At 62.4% G+C, this 15,706-nt stretch carries 14 protein-coding genes; 6 read left to right on the top strand and 8 right to left on the bottom strand.

From position 1 onward, the window contains the following. Genes BQ8794_RS28625 through betI form a run of 3 tightly spaced genes read right to left on the bottom strand, consistent with a single transcriptional unit; the run spans position 1 to position 3,121 of the window. Positions 1-1,008 carry a threonine/serine dehydratase family protein gene (locus BQ8794_RS28625; RefSeq protein WP_077382053.1) on the bottom strand — a complete coding sequence of 336 codons (1,008 nt, stop codon included), beginning with the start codon at positions 1,006-1,008 and terminating at the stop codon, positions 1-3. Next, positions 1,005-2,534 carry a choline-sulfatase gene (gene betC / locus BQ8794_RS28620; RefSeq protein WP_077382051.1) on the bottom strand — a complete coding sequence of 510 codons (1,530 nt, stop codon included), beginning with the start codon at positions 2,532-2,534 and terminating at the stop codon, positions 1,005-1,007. The genes BQ8794_RS28625 and betC overlap by 4 nt, the downstream gene beginning before the upstream one ends. Next, the gene (gene betI / locus BQ8794_RS28615; RefSeq protein ID WP_077382049.1) at positions 2,531-3,121 is read right to left on the bottom strand and encodes a choline-binding transcriptional repressor BetI; all 591 of its coding nucleotides are present in this window, start codon (positions 3,119-3,121) and stop codon (positions 2,531-2,533) included. Before betI ends, betC begins: the two co-directional genes overlap by 4 nt. A 224-nt stretch (positions 3,122-3,345) precedes the next feature. Here betI and BQ8794_RS28610 point away from each other — a divergent pair, with 224 nt between their 5' ends. Both BQ8794_RS28610 and BQ8794_RS28605 read left to right on the top strand, forming a co-directional pair. After that, positions 3,346-4,512, top strand: coding sequence for an acetyl-CoA acetyltransferase (locus BQ8794_RS28610; protein WP_077382260.1), 1,167 nt, complete (start codon positions 3,346-3,348; stop codon positions 4,510-4,512). A gap of 129 nt (positions 4,513-4,641) precedes the next feature. Continuing rightward, entirely contained in the window at positions 4,642-5,646 is a 1,005-nt protein-coding gene (locus BQ8794_RS28605) for an asparaginase (protein WP_077382047.1), read from the top strand. A 10-nt stretch (positions 5,647-5,656) separates the two neighbouring features. Here the strand turns inward: BQ8794_RS28605 and BQ8794_RS28600 are convergent, their stop codons facing one another. Then, entirely contained in the window at positions 5,657-7,033 is a 1,377-nt protein-coding gene (locus BQ8794_RS28600) for a TIGR03808 family TAT-translocated repetitive protein (RefSeq protein ID WP_077382257.1), read from the bottom strand. Between the two features lie 118 nt (positions 7,034-7,151). Here BQ8794_RS28600 and greA point away from each other — a divergent pair, with 118 nt between their 5' ends. Next, on the top strand, positions 7,152-7,625 hold the full coding sequence (gene greA / locus BQ8794_RS28595) for a transcription elongation factor GreA (protein ID WP_077382045.1): 474 nt from the start codon (positions 7,152-7,154) through the stop codon (positions 7,623-7,625). Here the strand turns inward: greA and BQ8794_RS28590 are convergent. From BQ8794_RS28590 to BQ8794_RS28575, 4 genes are all read right to left on the bottom strand, one after another. Continuing rightward, positions 7,622-8,011 (bottom strand): type II toxin-antitoxin system death-on-curing family toxin, encoded by a 390-nt coding sequence (locus tag BQ8794_RS28590; protein ID WP_077382043.1) that lies wholly within the window; start codon positions 8,009-8,011, stop codon positions 7,622-7,624. The two genes, greA and BQ8794_RS28590, sit on opposite strands and share 4 nt — an antisense overlap. Continuing rightward, the gene (locus tag BQ8794_RS28585) at positions 8,008-8,229 is read right to left on the bottom strand and encodes an AbrB/MazE/SpoVT family DNA-binding domain-containing protein (protein ID WP_077382041.1); all 222 of its coding nucleotides are present in this window, start codon (positions 8,227-8,229) and stop codon (positions 8,008-8,010) included. The genes BQ8794_RS28590 and BQ8794_RS28585 overlap by 4 nt, the downstream gene beginning before the upstream one ends. Positions 8,230-8,300: 71 nt before the next feature. Then, the gene (gene scpA, locus BQ8794_RS28580) at positions 8,301-10,424 is read right to left on the bottom strand and encodes a methylmalonyl-CoA mutase (protein ID WP_077382039.1); all 2,124 of its coding nucleotides are present in this window, start codon (positions 10,422-10,424) and stop codon (positions 8,301-8,303) included. Beyond that, positions 10,421-11,860, bottom strand: coding sequence for a methylmalonyl-CoA mutase subunit beta (locus BQ8794_RS28575; RefSeq protein WP_077382037.1), 1,440 nt, complete (start codon positions 11,858-11,860; stop codon positions 10,421-10,423). The genes scpA and BQ8794_RS28575 overlap by 4 nt, the downstream gene beginning before the upstream one ends. Before the next feature lie 257 nt (positions 11,861-12,117). Here BQ8794_RS28575 and BQ8794_RS28570 point away from each other — a divergent pair, with 257 nt between their 5' ends. The 3 genes from BQ8794_RS28570 to BQ8794_RS28560 form a co-directional block, all read left to right on the top strand. Further along, entirely contained in the window at positions 12,118-13,665 is a 1,548-nt protein-coding gene (locus BQ8794_RS28570) for a helicase HerA-like C-terminal domain-containing protein (RefSeq protein WP_077382035.1), read from the top strand. 224 nt (positions 13,666-13,889) lie between these two features. Continuing rightward, positions 13,890-15,041, top strand: a complete 1,152-nt coding sequence (locus BQ8794_RS28565) for a nucleotidyltransferase family protein (protein WP_167378868.1) — start codon at positions 13,890-13,892, stop codon at positions 15,039-15,041. A 149-nt stretch (positions 15,042-15,190) separates the two neighbouring features. Continuing rightward, the coding region (locus BQ8794_RS28560; protein WP_244555131.1) for an ABC transporter transmembrane domain-containing protein at positions 15,191-15,706 on the top strand (516 nt) is incomplete at its 3' end.

The following is a 15,706-nucleotide window of genomic DNA, read 5'->3' as shown; positions in this document are numbered from 1 at the left end:
TCATATGCGCCCATCGTTCATATGCGTCATGAAATCGGCGAGCGAGACATTGCCGCCGGTTGCCACCACGAGCACGCTCTTGCCGCTCACATCCACCTTGCCGCCGAGCAGCGCCGCCAGCGATGCAGCGCCCGAAGGTTCCAGCACCAGCTTCAACCGTTCGAAGGCGATGCGCATCGCGCCGCGCACCGATTGATCGTCGACGGTGATGCCGCGAACGCCCGCGGTTCTGACCGCCGCGAATGGCGCGTCGCCGGGCTTGCGCGCCATCAGCCCGTCGCATATCGATTTCGGCCCGATCGGCATGGTTTCGATGACGCCATGCGCCAGCGATGCGCCCATGCCGTCGAAACCTTCCGGCTCGACGCCAATGATCTCGGTCGCCGGCGACAGATAGTGGAAAGCCAGCGAAACGCCGCCGATCAGCCCACCGCCGCCGACCGCGCAGAACAGCAGATCGGCGCTGGCATTCCTGGCGTCGAGTTGCTCTAGTGCCTCCAGCCCGGCACCAGCCTGGCCGGCGACGATCTCGGGGTCGTCGAACGGATGCAGCAGCGCCAGCCCCTCGGTCTCGGCGATCTCGCGCGCCGTGGCGGCGGCAACCTCCTCACGCGCGCGCTCGCCATGGTCGGTCAGCACCACGCGCGCGCCATAGCCGGTCGTTGCGTCGCGCTTGGCGGCCGGCGCGTCGATCGGCATGACGATGGTCACCGGAATGCCCAGCGCCTGGCCGGCGGCGGCCAGCCCTTGCGCGAAATTGCCGGAGGAATAGGCGACAACGCCCTTCCTGGCTTCATCGGGCGAAAGCCGCTTCAGCCGCCAATAGGCGCCGCGCACCTTGAAGGAACCCGCCCATTGCAGCGACTCCGGCTTGACGAAGACGCGCGCGGCGCCGGTCTCTCTGGCCAAGGCCGCCGATTCCAGCAGCGGCGTGATCTGCGTCGCCTTGGCGGTGACGGCATAGGCCTGTTTGAGGTGATCGAGGGAGGGGACAAGGGTTGTCATCATTCGCCTCGCGGAAAGCGCTTCTGCTCTTCGAGCAGGTCGAGGTTCATGTGGTTGCGCATGTAACGTTCCGAGGCCTTCTGCAGCGGCTGGAATTCCCAGGGGTAATGCGTGCCGTTGCGCAGCGCCGGATAGACCACCCAGCGGCGCGCCTGGCTGGCGCGTACGGCGGCATCGAAGGCAGCCATGTCCCAGCGCGCCCGGACCTTGTCGGTGAAAGAAGCCACCAAAGCCGTGTGCGCCGGGTCGGCGGCGAGGTTGATCAATTCCCGCGGATCCGATTCAAGATCAAACAGTTGCGGCGGATCGATCTCGCAATGGATGAATTTGTAACGGCCCTCGCGGATCGCCACCATCGGCGCGTTGGAGCCTTCGGCCGCATACTCCATCAGCACCGGTGCGGTGCGTTCCTTGCCGTCGAGCAGCGGCAGCAGCGACTGGCCGTCGGTCCATGGCGCAATCGCCCTCATGTCGATGCCGGCGAGGTCGCAAAGCGTCGGCGCGACGTCGAGATTGGAGACCGGCGCGTCGATCAGGATGGCCGAAATGTCTTTTCCGGCGATCATCAGTGGCACCCGCGCCGAGCCCTCGAAAAAGCACATCTTGAACCACAGGCCGCGCTCGCCGAGCATGTCACCGTGATCAGAGCAGAACAGGATGATCGTGTCATCGAGCATTCGCGTGCGCTCGAGCACTGACAGCAATTCGCCGATCTTGTCGTCGAGATAGGAGATGCTGGCGAAATAGCCACGCCGCGCGCGGCGGATCTGCTCGCCGGTGATGTCGAAACTGTCATAGTCGCTGGCGCTGTAGAGCCGCTGCGAATGCGGGTCCTGTTGGTCGTAGGGGACGAAGCCGACTTCTGGCTCGAGCGCCGGGCAGTTCTCGTAGAGATCCCAATAGCGCCGCCGCGCGACATAGGGGTCGTGCGGATGGGTGAAGGAGACGGTCAGGCACCACGGCCGGCGTGCGGCCTCGTCCGAGACGCGGGCGAAATCATAAAGCTTCTGCACCGCATGATAGGCGACTTCGTCGTCATACTCCATCTGGTTGGTGATCTCGGCGACACCGGCGCCGGCCACCGAACCGAGATTATGATACCACCAGCCGATCCGCGCGCCGGGCTTGCGATAATCCGGCGTCCAACCGAAATCGGCCGGATAGATGTCAGTGGTCAGCCGCTCCTCGAAGCCATGCAACTGATCCGGCCCGACGAAATGCATCTTGCCGGACAGGCAGGTGTGGTAGCCGGCGGCGCGCAGATGATGCGCATAGGTCGGGATCGAAGAGGCGAATTCGGCGGCATTGTCATAGACCTCGGTGCGCGACGGCAACTGGCCGCTCATGAACGCCGCGCGGCCCGGCGCACAGAGCGGCGAGGCGGTGTAATTGTTTTTGAAGCGCGCGGCCCGCGCAGCCAGCGCCTTCAGATGCGGCACATGCAGGAAGTCCGCCGGCCCATCCGGGAACAATGTGCCATTGAGCTGATCGACCATGACGATCAGGAAATTGGGTCGCTTGGACGTCACTGCGCGCTCCGCCGGCCGAGTTTCGTTTCGAGATAGTCCTCGATCAGCGCGATCGCGGTCGCGGCATTGGGCACGCCGTCCTTCAGCGCGCGCCTGATGTAGAGCCCGTCGATCAGCGCCGCTGTCGCCTCGGCAACGCGGTCGGCTTCGCTTCTCGGCAGAATGCCGGTCAGGCCGCTCAACAGATTGGAATGCAGGCGCCGCGCATAGACCTTGAGCAGCCGGCGCAGCGCTGGCGATTTCTGCGCCTCGACATAGAAGGCGAGCCAGGCGGCTATCGTTTCCGGCTGGAACTGGACGTCGGAGAAATTGACGGCGACCACCGCCGAAACGCGCTGGCGTGGCGTGTTGGCCGATCGAAGCGCGCGCCGCATGTCGGCGGTCAACTCGGCCAGGATGTGCCGCATCGTCGCCAGCAAAAGTTCGTCCTTGGCGCCGAAATAGTGATGCGCAAGTGCCGAGGACACGCCGGCGCGCCCGGCGATTTCCGACATCGTCACATCAAGCGAACCGCGCTCGCCGATCGCCGAGATCGTCGCGTCGATGAGCGCCCTGCGGCGCAACGGCTCCATTCCGATTTTCGGCATCTTTGCTCCGGTCCGTTGCGGCAAGATTATTTTTTATTGACGGATCAATCAACAAAAATCCGAGGCGATTATGTGGCAAATGTCAGCTGCCGTGACCAGATATCAAGATCAAGTGGTTGTGTGGTTCTGGCCCCTTTACGAAGTCGCTGGAACGGTTCATGCTTGAACAATGTTGATAGCGCGCCGCGACATCGCGTAGCCCGGCCCGCGGGATGGAGAAAACCATGACAGCATGCATCGTCGGCTGGGCGCATTCGCGCTTCGGCAAGCTCGAAGGCGAGACGCTGGAGGGCCTGATCACCAAGGTGGCTAATGAGGCGCTCGATCATGCCGGCATCGGTCCGGACGAGGTCGACGAGATCGTGCTCGGCCACTTCAATGCCGGCTTTTCCGCACAGGATTTCACCGCAAGCCTGGTCCTGCAGGCCGACGACCGGCTGCGCTTCAAGCCGGCGACGCGCGTCGAGAACGCCTGCGCCACCGGCTCGGCGGCGGTCAGGCAAGGTATCTGTGCCATCGACGCCAATGCGGCGCGCATCGTGCTGGTGGTCGGCGCCGAGCAGATGACGACGACATCAGGTCCAGAAATCGGCAAGAACCTACTCAAGGCCTCGTATCTGCCCGAGGAGGGCGACACCCCGGCAGGCTTCGCCGGCGTTTTCGGCCAGATCGCGCAAGCCTATTTCCAACGCTATGGCGACCAGTCGGACGCGCTGGCGATGATCGCCGCCAAGAACCACAGGAACGGCGTCGACAATCCCTACGCGCAGATGCGCAAGGATTTCGGCTATGAGTTCTGCCGGCACGAGAGCGAGAAGAACCCCTTCGTCGCCGGTCCCCTGAAGCGTACCGACTGCTCGCTGGTCTCGGACGGCGCCGCCGCCCTGGTGCTTGCAGACACGGCGACGGCATTGAAGATGCGCCGCGCCGTCGCTTTCCGCGCCAACGAGCATGTGCAGGATTTCCTGCCGATGTCGAAGCGTGACATCCTGGCATTCGAGGGTTGCGAGCAGGCCTGGAACCAGGCGCTGAACAAGGCCGGTGTGACGCTCGACGATCTGTCCTTCATCGAGACGCATGACTGCTTCACCATCGCCGAGCTGATCGAATATGAGGCGATGGGCCTGGCGAAACCGGGCGAGGGCGCAAAATTGGCGCTGGACGGCGAGACGGCGAAGGACGGTCGGCTGCCGGTCAATCCGTCAGGCGGGCTGAAAGCCAAGGGCCATCCGATCGGCGCCACCGGCGTGTCGATGCATGTGCTGAGCGCCATGCAGCTCGTCGGCGAGGCCGGTGGCATCCAGGTGCCGGGCGCCAAGCTCGGCGGCATCTTCAATATGGGCGGCGCCGCGGTCGCCAACTACGTTTCCATTCTCGATCGGATCAGATAAAAGCGGCCCGCATTACAGCGCCGCGCGCCCTTCCGGGCGCGCAAAGGACGCTGTAACACTTTGATTTTACGCATGATCCTTTTCGAAAATCGAATCCGATTTTCGAGGTCATGCGTTAGCGGGGAATTCATGACAAATCCGGTTCTGGTCGAAGTTTTGCGCGGCGCCGTGGTCGAGAGCGCGCATCGTGGCGCCATTGCGGTGTTCGATGCCGATGGTAAGCCGTTCCTGGAAATCGGCGATACGGCTCGCCCGGTGTTCCCGCGCTCGGCGGTCAAGGCGATCCAGGCGCTGCCGCTGGTCGAAAGCGGCGCCGCCGATGCGTACGGTTTCGGCGACCGCGAACTGGCGCTGGCCTGCGCGTCACATTCCGGCGAGCCGGCGCATGTCGAACTGGCGCGGGCGATGCTGGCCAAGGCCGGGCTGGACGTGGCGGCGCTGGAATGCGGCGCCCATTGGCCGTCCAGCCATGACGCGACAGTTGCGCTGGCCAGCACCGGCAATTTGCCAAACGCGCTGCACAACAATTGTTCTGGCAAGCATGCGGGCTTTCTCTGCACCTGCGTCCACGCCGGCATCGCCCATCGCGGCTACGTCAAACCAGGCCATGCCTCGCAAGAGATGGTGCGCGATGCAATGCAAGCGGTGACCGGTGCCGCCCATGATGTCGATCATTGCGGCACTGACGGCTGCTCGATCCCGACCTATGCCGTGCCGCTGCGCAGCTTCGCGCTCGGCTTTGCCCGCATGGCGACAGGTATCGGCTTTGAACCCATTCGCGCCAAGGCCGCAAAGCGGCTCCTTTCCGCCTGCATGGCCGAGCCATTTCTGGTCGCCGGCACGGGCAGGGCCGATGTTGCGCTGATGCAGGCCGCGTCAGGTCGGATTTTTGTGAAGGGAGGGGCCGAAGGCGTCTATTGCGCGGCACTTCCCGAGCTTGGCCTTGGCATTGCACTGAAATGCGATGATGGCGCCGGCCGCGCCGCTGAAGTCATGGTCGCGGCGTGCATGGCCAGGGTTTTGCACCCCGACAAGGCTCTGGCGGCGATACTGATCGAACAGGCACATCCGCCCATAGAAAGCCGGATCGGCGCCAAGGTCGGCTCACTCCGCCCCTCCGCTGCGCTGAGCTGAGAACGGGCATTCAGCTCACATGATTGCGTCCGATGGTCAGATGCGCATAGCCGGCATTGCCTGATGAGGCGAGATCGCCGGTCACCGGCTCGGCCCAGCGGTGGCCGACGATCGCGCCGTTTTGGGCGCCGTCGATGACATTGTCGGAGATGACCGCCGTTCCAGCACCATCGACCACGGTGACGGCGATGCCGGTTCCGGCCTTGCGGATAATATTTCCGGTGGCGACCACATTACGCATGAACGGCCCCCAGCCGATGTGCATGCCGTAGAGTGGTGCATTCTCGACGACGTTGCCGGAGACGGTGGTATCCGCCTCAACGTTGATACCGATGCCGAAACCGGGCGGATCGGCAGGGTAGGGGCCGCTGGTCGAGAGGTTGCGGACGATGTTTCCGGAACACACGCCCAGGCGGCCGCCTTCGTTGAAATTGACGAGCGAGATGCCATTGGCGGCGCCATCGACGATGTTGTTGCTGACGATCGCCGCTTCGAAGGAGAATTCGGAATAGAGCGCCGTTTCGCCCGACCGCGAGCAGGTGTTGCCGGTGATGTGCAGGTTGCTCGCGCTGTTGGCGCGGATCGCCGAAAACGCACAGTCCGAGACGATATTGCCCGAGATGAAGACGTTACCGGCGCGGAACGCATTGATGCCGTTGCCGTTCTGGCCGGTTCCGCCGCTACGCGCCTGAATACGCTCGACGCGGTTGCCGCTGACGATGGTGCCGTCCTCAGCCGCTTGCCAGCGGTGCACGAGGATACCGCCATTGGTGCAATCGGAAACGGTGTTGCCTGATATCTCCAGGCCGGCGGCTTCGACCGAATAGATGCCGGCGTCGGCCGCGCCCGATATTTCCGAGCGCTCGATGCGGCCCGAAGCGTGCTCGAGCGCCAGGCCGCTCTTGCCGCTGCCGGTGATCTGGCAATTGTCGATGACGAGGTGAGCGACGCGGCGGAGGTCGAGCAGGCCTTGCGCATAATCGCCGATCCGGCGATTGGTGCCGTCGAATACCAATCCGGTGAATTCGATATGCTCGGCCTGTTCGGCCATGAGCAGATGGCCGTTGCCGCCATAGACGATCCGCGATGCGCCGGGCACGCCGGAAAGTCTGATACGGCCGGGCAGCGAAAGGTTGGATACGACATAGGTCCCCGGCGGCAGGAACACCGGCATGTCGCGATCGTTTGCCTCGCGCAGCAGCGTGGCGAAGGCCTTGCTCTGGTCGTCAAGCGCGCCGGGCTGCACGCCGAGGTCGGCAGCGTTGATCGAGCCGCGCATCGAGGCATTGTCGATGCCAGGCAGGCTGCCCGCCGCCGCCTTGCCGAGCGAGAGCCCCAGGACGGCGAAACCGGCAGTCTGCACAAGCAATTTTCGTCTGTTCAACATCGGCACAGATTCCCAGCGTTCGGCCGTCGCGCCGCAGGAATCGTGCCAGACCGGATCGGCAGATCCGGTTTGCCGGCAATAGCTTGTGAAGTCGCCGCGCGAGGCATAAGCTCGACTGATGAGCAGAGCCTTCACCCGCGAAGAGGATAGCGAAAACGCCATCGCCGGCATCGGCGAGCGGCCGATCAGCCACCATCGCAATCTGGTGACGCAACGCGGCCTGGCGCTGATCGACGCCGAACTGGCTGCCCTGCGCGATGATCTGGGCAGAGCGGAGAAGAGGGCCGACCGCGAGCGCATCGCGCTCATCTCGCGCGACCTGCGCTACTGGACCGCGCGGCGTGAAAGCGCCGAGCTTTCCGTGCCGGAACCGGGCAGCGACCTGGTTCGCTTCGGCATGGGCGTCACCCTGGAAGGCGATGACGGCAGGAAGGTGCACTGGAAGATCGTCGGCGAGGATGAGGCCGATCCGGCCAAGGGGACGATTTCCCATGTTTCACCGATGGCCCTGGCCTTGTTCGGCAAGAAGGTCGGCGAAATTGCCGTGGTGAACGGCAAGGAGTGGGAAATCGTCAAGCTCTCCGACAACTAGACCTCGATCTTGACGACATGGTCGCGGAAGAATGCCGCCGCCCCAGCCTCGTCGATCTCGTCGGCGGCGACGCCCATGACGAACTCATAGATCGTGCCGTTGTCGGCCGTCAGCACATAGCCGTTGACAATCAGGAACGCGCCGGCGGCGACGATGGCCGTGCGCTTGTTGCCGTCGACAAAGGCGTGATTTCTGGCGATGCCGAAGATATTGGCCGCGGCCAGATCCTCGATCGATGGATCACCATAGTTCGCCTTGTTCTCGGCTCGGGCGAGCGCCGATTCGAGGGCATTCTCATCCCTCAAACCGTGCGCTCCGCCGTGCCGACGCAACTGCTCGGCGTGCATCGCTTCGACCGCACGCCGGCTCAGGAACTCCCAGCTCATTCGGCGAGCTTCTGAAGCGCGACTTTGTATTTGTCCATGACTTGACGAGCAGCTTCCATCTGCCGCTCAAAGCTATCGTCCACTGGCTGAAGGGCGATGCCCTTGCTCGTTTCGACGATTTCAAGCTGATCGCCGGCCTTCAGGTTCAGGCGGTCAAGAATTTCCTTGGGCAGGATCACGCCTTCGGAATTGCCGATTTTGCGAATGGTCGTGTTCATGGGCTCAGCCTTTGTTGCAACGCCAATTATAACTCAAATTGTCGGTCGTTGCAACATGGATTATAACAGGTTCAGCCGGCCTGCAGCAGCCGGTCCATCAGCCGGTCGGCGGCCTCGGGGATAACCGTGCCCGGCGGGAAGATCTCCGCCGCCCCCGCCTGCCGTACCGCCTCATAATCCTGCGGCGGGATGACGCCACCGGCGACAATCAGCATATCGTCGCGGCCAAGCTTCTTCAGCGCGTCCCTGAGTTCGGGAATGAGCGTCAAATGTCCCGCCGCCAGCGACGACGCGCCGATGATATGCACGTCGTGCTCGACGCCAAGCCTCGCGATCTCGTCCGGCGTCTGGAACATCGGTCCGACGGTGACATCGAAGCCGAGATCGGCAAAGGCGGTGGCGATCACCTTCTGGCCGCGATCGTGGCCGTCCTGTCCCATCTTGGCGACGAGAATGCGTGGCTTGCCGCCGGACTTCTCTTCGAACGCCACGATCTTGTCCTGCAGCCGATCGACCACCGGATTGTCGCCGAGCGCCTTGCGATAGACGCCGGAGATCGTCTGGACCGAGGCGACATGGCGGCCGAAGACCTTTTCCAGCGCCAGCGAAATCTCGCCGATCGTGGCGTTGGCGCGCGCGGCGCGAATGGCGAACTCCAGCAGATTTTCGCCGCTCTCCGCAGCCCGGCTCAGCGCACTCAGTGCGCTCTCGACGGCGCCGACGTCGCGCGTGCCTTTTAGCCGCTGCAGTTTCGACAATTGCCGGGCCCTGACTTCGGCGTTGTCGATCTTCAGCACGTCGACTTTGATATCCGTCTCGGGACGATGGGCGTTGACGCCGACCAGGATCTGCTCGCCGGAATCGATCCGCGCCTGCGTGCGCGCGGCGGCCTCTTCGATGCGCAGCTTCGGTATGTTTTTTTCGGTTGCGGCGGCCATGCCGCCCAGGCTCTCGACCTCTTCGATATGGGCAAGCGCGCGCGCCGCCAGATCATGCGTCAGCCGTTCGAGATAGGCAGAGCCGCCCCACGCGTCGATAATGCGGGAGGTGCCGGATTCCTTTTGCAGGATGAGCTGCGTGTTGCGGGCGATGCGGGCCGAATGGTCGGTCGGCAGCGCCATCGCCTCGTCGAAGGCGTTGGTGTGCAGCGATTGTGTATGACCCTGCGTCGCCGCCATCGCCTCGATCATGGTGCGGATGATGTTGTTGTAAGGGTCCTGCGCCGTCAGCGACCAGCCCGAAGTCTGGCAATGGGTGCGCAGCGACAGCGAGCGCTCGTCCTTCGGCGAAAAGTTCTTCAGCATCAGCGTCGACCACAAAAGGCGGGCTGCCCTCAGCTTGGCGACCTCCATGAAGAAGTTCATGCCGATCGCCCAGAAGAAGGACAGGCGCGGCGCAAAACGGTCGATATCGAGACCCGCCGCGACACCGGCGCGGGCATATTCGATGCCATCGGCGATCGTGTAGGCGAGCTCGAGGTCGGCGGTCGCCCCTGCCTCCTGCATGTGATAGCCCGAGATCGAAATCGAATTGAACTTCGGCATGTGCTGCGACGTGTAGGAGAAGATGTCCGACACGATCCGCATCGAAGGTTTTGGCGGATAGATGTAGGTGTTGCGCACCATGAACTCTTTCAGAATGTCGTTCTGAATGGTCCCGGCGAGGTCCTTTTGCGCAACGCCCTGTTCTTCCGCCGCGACGATGTAGAGAGCCATGATCGGCAGCACCGCGCCGTTCATGGTCATCGACACCGTCATCTCGTCAAGCGGGATGCCGTCGAAGAGCTGGCGCATGTCGAGGATGGAATCGATGGCGACGCCTGCCATGCCGACATCACCGGCAACGCGCGGATGATCGCTGTCGTAGCCGCGATGCGTGGCAAGGTCGAAAGCGACCGACAATCCCTTCTGGCCGGCCGCGAGGTTGCGCCGGTAAAAGGCGTTCGACTCTTCCGCCGTCGAGAAGCCGGCATATTGCCTGATCGTCCAGGGCTGCTGGACATACATGGTCGGGTAGGGGCCGCGCACGAATGGCGGCAGGCCCGGATAAGTGTCGAGATGCGGCAACCCCTTGAGGTCGCCCTGGTTGTACACATGCTTGATGGCCAGTCCTTCCGGGGTCATCCGCTGGCCCTTGACCTCGATCGGCGCCCGGCGCGGCGCCGACCAGCCGATTTGGCTGAAATCCGGGATCATGACGCTGCTCCGATCGATTGATCGATACGGATCGGAAACAGCGGCTCGCACACCGCGACGCCCTCGGTGACCGCGGGCCGCCGCTCCGCCGCCAAGGTTTCGACCGGACGTTCGGTCTTCGACGGGTGAAGCGTCGTGCCGATGATGGCCCGCTCGCCCGCCTGATAGGCAGCATTGCGGCGGGCGGGGGCCGCCTGAACCCGTTTCTGGATGTGTCCTTGCTGCAGACTGGAAAGAACGCCGCCTTCCGCCTCGATCCGCTGGAATTCTTCCCACGCCGCTTCGCAGAGTTCGGCAGTCAGCGCTTCAACGGCGCCCGAACCGCAAGCAGGGTCGGCGACATGATCGATATGGCTTTCGTTGACCATGATCAGTTGCGTATTGCGGGCAACACGGCGGGCAAAGCCCGCCGGCAGGCCATGCGCGATAGTATGCGGCAGGATGGAGACCGAATCCGCCCCGCCGGCTGCCGCGGCAAAAGCGGCGATCGTGGTGCGCAGGATGTTTGTCTCCGGGTCCGCCGAAGTCATCATGCGGAACGATGTCTCGGCATGGATGTTGGCAGTAGCGGCGGAGATCGAGCATGCCTCCTGGACCCGCGCCCACAGCCTGCGTAGGGCCCTGACCTTGGCCATCGATACGAACTGGTCCTGGTCGACGCTTAGCGCAAAGCCGATATGGGGCGCCGCATAGACAAGCGGCTGGCGCGCCTCCTCAAACATCCGGAGATAGGAGACCGCCGAAGCCATCATGGCGCCCAGCTCCTGCGCTTCGGTTGCGCCGGCATTGTGGAAGACGCGTCCGTCTGCCTCCAGCAGGACCCCGGGCACGCCCATCGAGAAAAAGTGCGCCAGGGACTGCGGCATCGATGCCTGCAAGGCCTCGATCGACATCCGCAACCGGCCGGTTCCGGCAAAGATCGCCGCCGGGTCGATGCCGAAGGACAGGTTGAGCTTTGCCGGGTCTGACCGTCGCTTGCTCAAGAACGCAACCAGCCAGTCGGCCACGGCGCGGCTCCAGGGATGCGCGTCGATGCGGACCTGGATGCGGTTGAGCGGCACGCCGTCGAGCACGGTCTCCAGCGCCTCGGCAGTCCTAGGCAGGCCGTAGCCGAACGCATTCGGCGCGCCTTCGAAGACAAGCGACAATCCGGTGGCGCCCTGTGCGACGTCCTCCAGGGCCTGGGCTTTGGCGCGGCCGACATCCGGATCGTCGATACGCTGGCTGACGATCCACGGCGATCCGGGGTTTGTCCGTGCGAGAGGCTCTGCGGTGACCGAACGATCATAAAGCGGTTCGATGCGGATGCCATCGTCCGTATGGGATACGAGCTTTTCCTCGAAGGATCCGCCGGCCATGGCTTTTTCCGCAAGGGCCAGCCACCGCTGCCGGTCAGGGTTCGGAAGTTCGGCATCGTGGTTCAAGGCACCGGCCATCCGCTCTCCTCGTCTTCTCGGCCGATAGGCCTGGAACGTCAGTCTACGGTTCCCCGTCGCATATCACAATGCAACACGCGTCCTGCTACGGTGAACCGTCAACCGATTGCCAAACATGCGCAAAATCCGCAAGCTCCAAAACCCAATTTCGACCATGGCCATTGTCGCTGCGCAGTGGCGTCATTATACCTGCGGCGAGCCCCGCTACTTTCAATAGATCAGGGCATTCAACACTTCAGGTTGCGGAGACCCGACACATGGCTGACGACACCAGTATTTTCATCGGAGCCAGCCGAAAGCCTGATGACAGCCACCAGCGCGCCGAAAACCTGCTGCTTCAGTATGGCAATCGTCATGGCCTGGTCACCGGCGCGACCGGCACCGGCAAGACCGTGAGCTTGCAGATTTTGGCGGAAGGTTTCTCCAATGCCGGCGTGCCGGTCTTCTGCGCCGACATCAAGGGCGACCTGTCCGGTATCGCCATGATGGGCACGGCACAGGATTTTCTGGTCAAGCGCGCCGAGCAGGTCAAACTCGATCCCTATGATTTCCAGGAATTTCCGGTCATCTTCTGGGATCTTTTCGGCGAGCAGGGCCACCCTATCCGCGCCACCGTCTCTGAAATGGGCCCGCTGCTACTGTCGCGCCTTATGAACCTGTCCGAGGCGCAGGAAGGCATCATGAACATCGCCTTCCGTATCGCCGACGAGGAAGGCTTGTTGCTGCTGGACCTGAAGGACCTGCAAGCGCTTCTTGCCAACATCGCCGAACGCGCCGAAGAAATCGGCGCTCGCTACGGCAATGTAACGAAACCTTCGGTTGGCGCGATCCAGCGCACCCTGCTGGTTCTGGAGCAGCAGGGCGCGACGAATTTCTTCGGCGAGCCGGCATTACGGATCGCCGACATCATGCGCACCACCCGCGACGGGCGCGGCGCGATCAGCGTGCTGGCCGCCGACAAGCTGATGATGAATCCCCGGCTCTATGCGACATTCCTGTTGTGGCTGATGTCGGAACTGTTCGAGGAGCTGCCCGAAGTCGGCGATCCCGACAAGCCAAAGCTGGTCTTCTTCTTCGACGAGGCGCACCTTCTGTTCGACGACGCGCCTAAGGTGCTGATCGACCGCGTCGAACAGGTGGTCCGCCTGATCCGTTCGAAGGGAGTCGGCGTCTACTTCGTCACCCAGAATCCGCTGGATATCCCCGAGACCGTTCTGGCCCAGCTCGGCAACCGGGTGCAGCACGCCCTGCGCGCCTACACGCCACGGGAGCAGAAGGCCGTGAGGACCGCCGCCGAGACGTTCAGGCCCAATCCCGCCTTCGACTGTGCTACCGTGATCACGCAACTCGGCACCGGCGAGGCGCTGGTCTCGACGCTGGAAGCCAAAGGTGTTCCGTCGATGGTCCAGCGGACGCTGGTTCGCCCGCCGTCGTCGCGACTTGGCCCGATCACGCCTGACGAGCGCCGCACGCTGATCACCGAGAGCCCGGTTGCGGGACAGTACGATCAGACCGTCGATCGCGAATCGGCTTTCGAGATGCTGCAGAAAAAAGCCAAGGATGCGTTGGATGCGGAGGCGCAGCAGCAGGAGAGCGGCGGCTCGCGCTGGACCATTCCAGGCTTCGGCAATGACGATCCCGCCCCCCAGCCCACCGGCGGCAGGCGAGCACCGGCGCCGCGAGCGTCCAATCGCCAGACGGTGGCGGAGGCGGCGATCAAATCGGTGGTTCGCTCGGTCGGCACGTCGGTTGGACGGGCGATCGTGCGCGGCATCCTCGGCAGCCTGGCTAGGGGGCGGCGCTGAAAGCACCGCATCGGACCCAAAACTGGGCACCGGTTTTGCGAGAATCCGATGCTCAAACAACAAGCATCGGACCCAGGAGTGGGCACCGGTTTTTGGGCGAATCCGATGCTCAGGCACAAGTGTCGAGCCCTCAAAATGGCGCCAGATCTGGAAAAACCCCGCTATTGTGTAACAGGTGCCACCAGCCTGATTTGGGGGCTGCGAACGGCAACGGAGCTTTAGTCGTGCAGGGAATTGATGAGCTGCTTTGCGCCACCTTACGTGGCGATAATCCGCCTTGGCCGGAGCACGGCAACGATGAGTTCGTGGACGGCCTCCTCGAGCAGAGTGCTTATCACGGTGTCCAGTCGCTGCTTCATCATTTTATTGCAGATCGCGAACGCGGTGACTTGGGCTGGCCGAAAGTTATTTTGGATGCTTGTCGGCAGCAGGCTACTGCTCAAGCATTGTGGGAGATGCGCCACCAGTACTTGCTGAATCAAGTACTGGAGCGGCTCGTGGCTATTGGCGTCCATCCAATTCTGTTCAAAGGCACGGCCCTAGCCTACGATGTCTATCCGGCGCCTTTCCTGCGTACAAGAGGTGACACGGACCTCCTCGTGCCGTCGGACACCCGTGATCGGGTAGCCAAAGCCTTAGAGACCCTGGGGTTTCGTGAACTGGGAACAAGAGCGGACGTCATTAGCGGTCAGACGAGCTACAGCTGGACAGATCCCGCCTCCAATCAGGAACACACCCTCGATTTGCATTGGCGGATCACCAATTCCACACTCCTGTCAAATCTGTTCTCGTATGAAGAATTGCGCTCCGGGGCCCGGCCACTGCCGAACTTAAGCACGAATGCCCTCGCAGCTGATCCGGTGCACGCGCTCGTGCTCGCCTGCATGCATCGAGCGGTCCACAAGCACGCTTTGTATTATGTCGATGGCGTGGAATATTATGGCGGCGATCGACTGATCTGGTTTTACGACATTCAGCTTCTGTTTTCGATGCTATCGCCGTCGCAACGCAATGAATTTGTTGAACTTGCCGAGCGTAAAGGATTGCGGGCGACCTGTCTGGACGGCATCGAGGCGACCCGAGCCCGCTTTCATGCCACCATACCCGAAGCCGTGTCTGGCGCGCTTTCCCGTCCTGGACCGACAGAGACCGCGTCTGGCTATCTCAGCGGACCCAGGTGGTACCGAATATGGATGGACTTCCAGGCCGCGAGAGGCGTGCGAAGCAGGTCCGGTTTCCTGACCGAACTCCTCTTCCCGCCGGCAACCCATATGCGGCAAAAATATCGCCAGGCAAACCTATCGTGGCTGCCTTGGCTCTACTTACGCCGGGCCCTGGCCGGGTCTTTGAAGTATTTACGCAACCGGGATAGTTGAGACTCTCTGCGGGCGCGTGATTCCGAAATCGTAAGAAATTCTACGGCGGTTGAGGATGCAGCCTGCCTCTTGGTGCTCACTCCAGCAGATCACGTCGATCGATCTCTTGTGGAACTATGAACAGATTGTCGAAAATTAGTGAGACAAACATGCTGCTGACATTAGCGGCACCTTATCGCCTGGCGTTGGCCGTTGGCCTGGTATTGATGCTATGCGAAAGCGCTGCTTTGTTGGTTATGCCTTGGCTTGGTGGCAGGCTTGCTGAAACGTTCCTCGGGGAACGCGCAGGCAGCAGCACGATTGATATTCAGGTACTTTTTCTAGGTGCATTGGCGCTGTTCGCGGTTCAGGCTGTTTTAAAATTCAGCAATATATACCTGCTTGGTGGGACGACAACACGAATACTGGCGGACTTGAAAATCCGAGTTTACGACCATCTTCAGGCCTTGCCGCTTGCTTTCTCCAACCGGCGGCGCCATGGCGATACGCTGGCGTTACTTACTCATGATGTTTATGTCGTGAGCGATTACATCAGCGGGACCGCACTTGCTGCCTTGCCGCTCTTCTTCACCGTCAGCGGCGCATTGGCTTTAATGTTCAGAATCGATTCTCTTCTCGCCATGTTCGCTGCAATCATTATTCCATTGCTCTATCTACTGCTTAAA

It is taken from the genome of Mesorhizobium prunaredense, assembly GCF_900156895.1.
Lineage (GTDB): Bacteria > Pseudomonadota > Alphaproteobacteria > Rhizobiales > Rhizobiaceae > Mesorhizobium > Mesorhizobium prunaredense.
The sequence above is the reverse complement of the archived record's forward strand: the minus strand, read 5'-3'. Positions and strand labels throughout refer to the sequence as shown.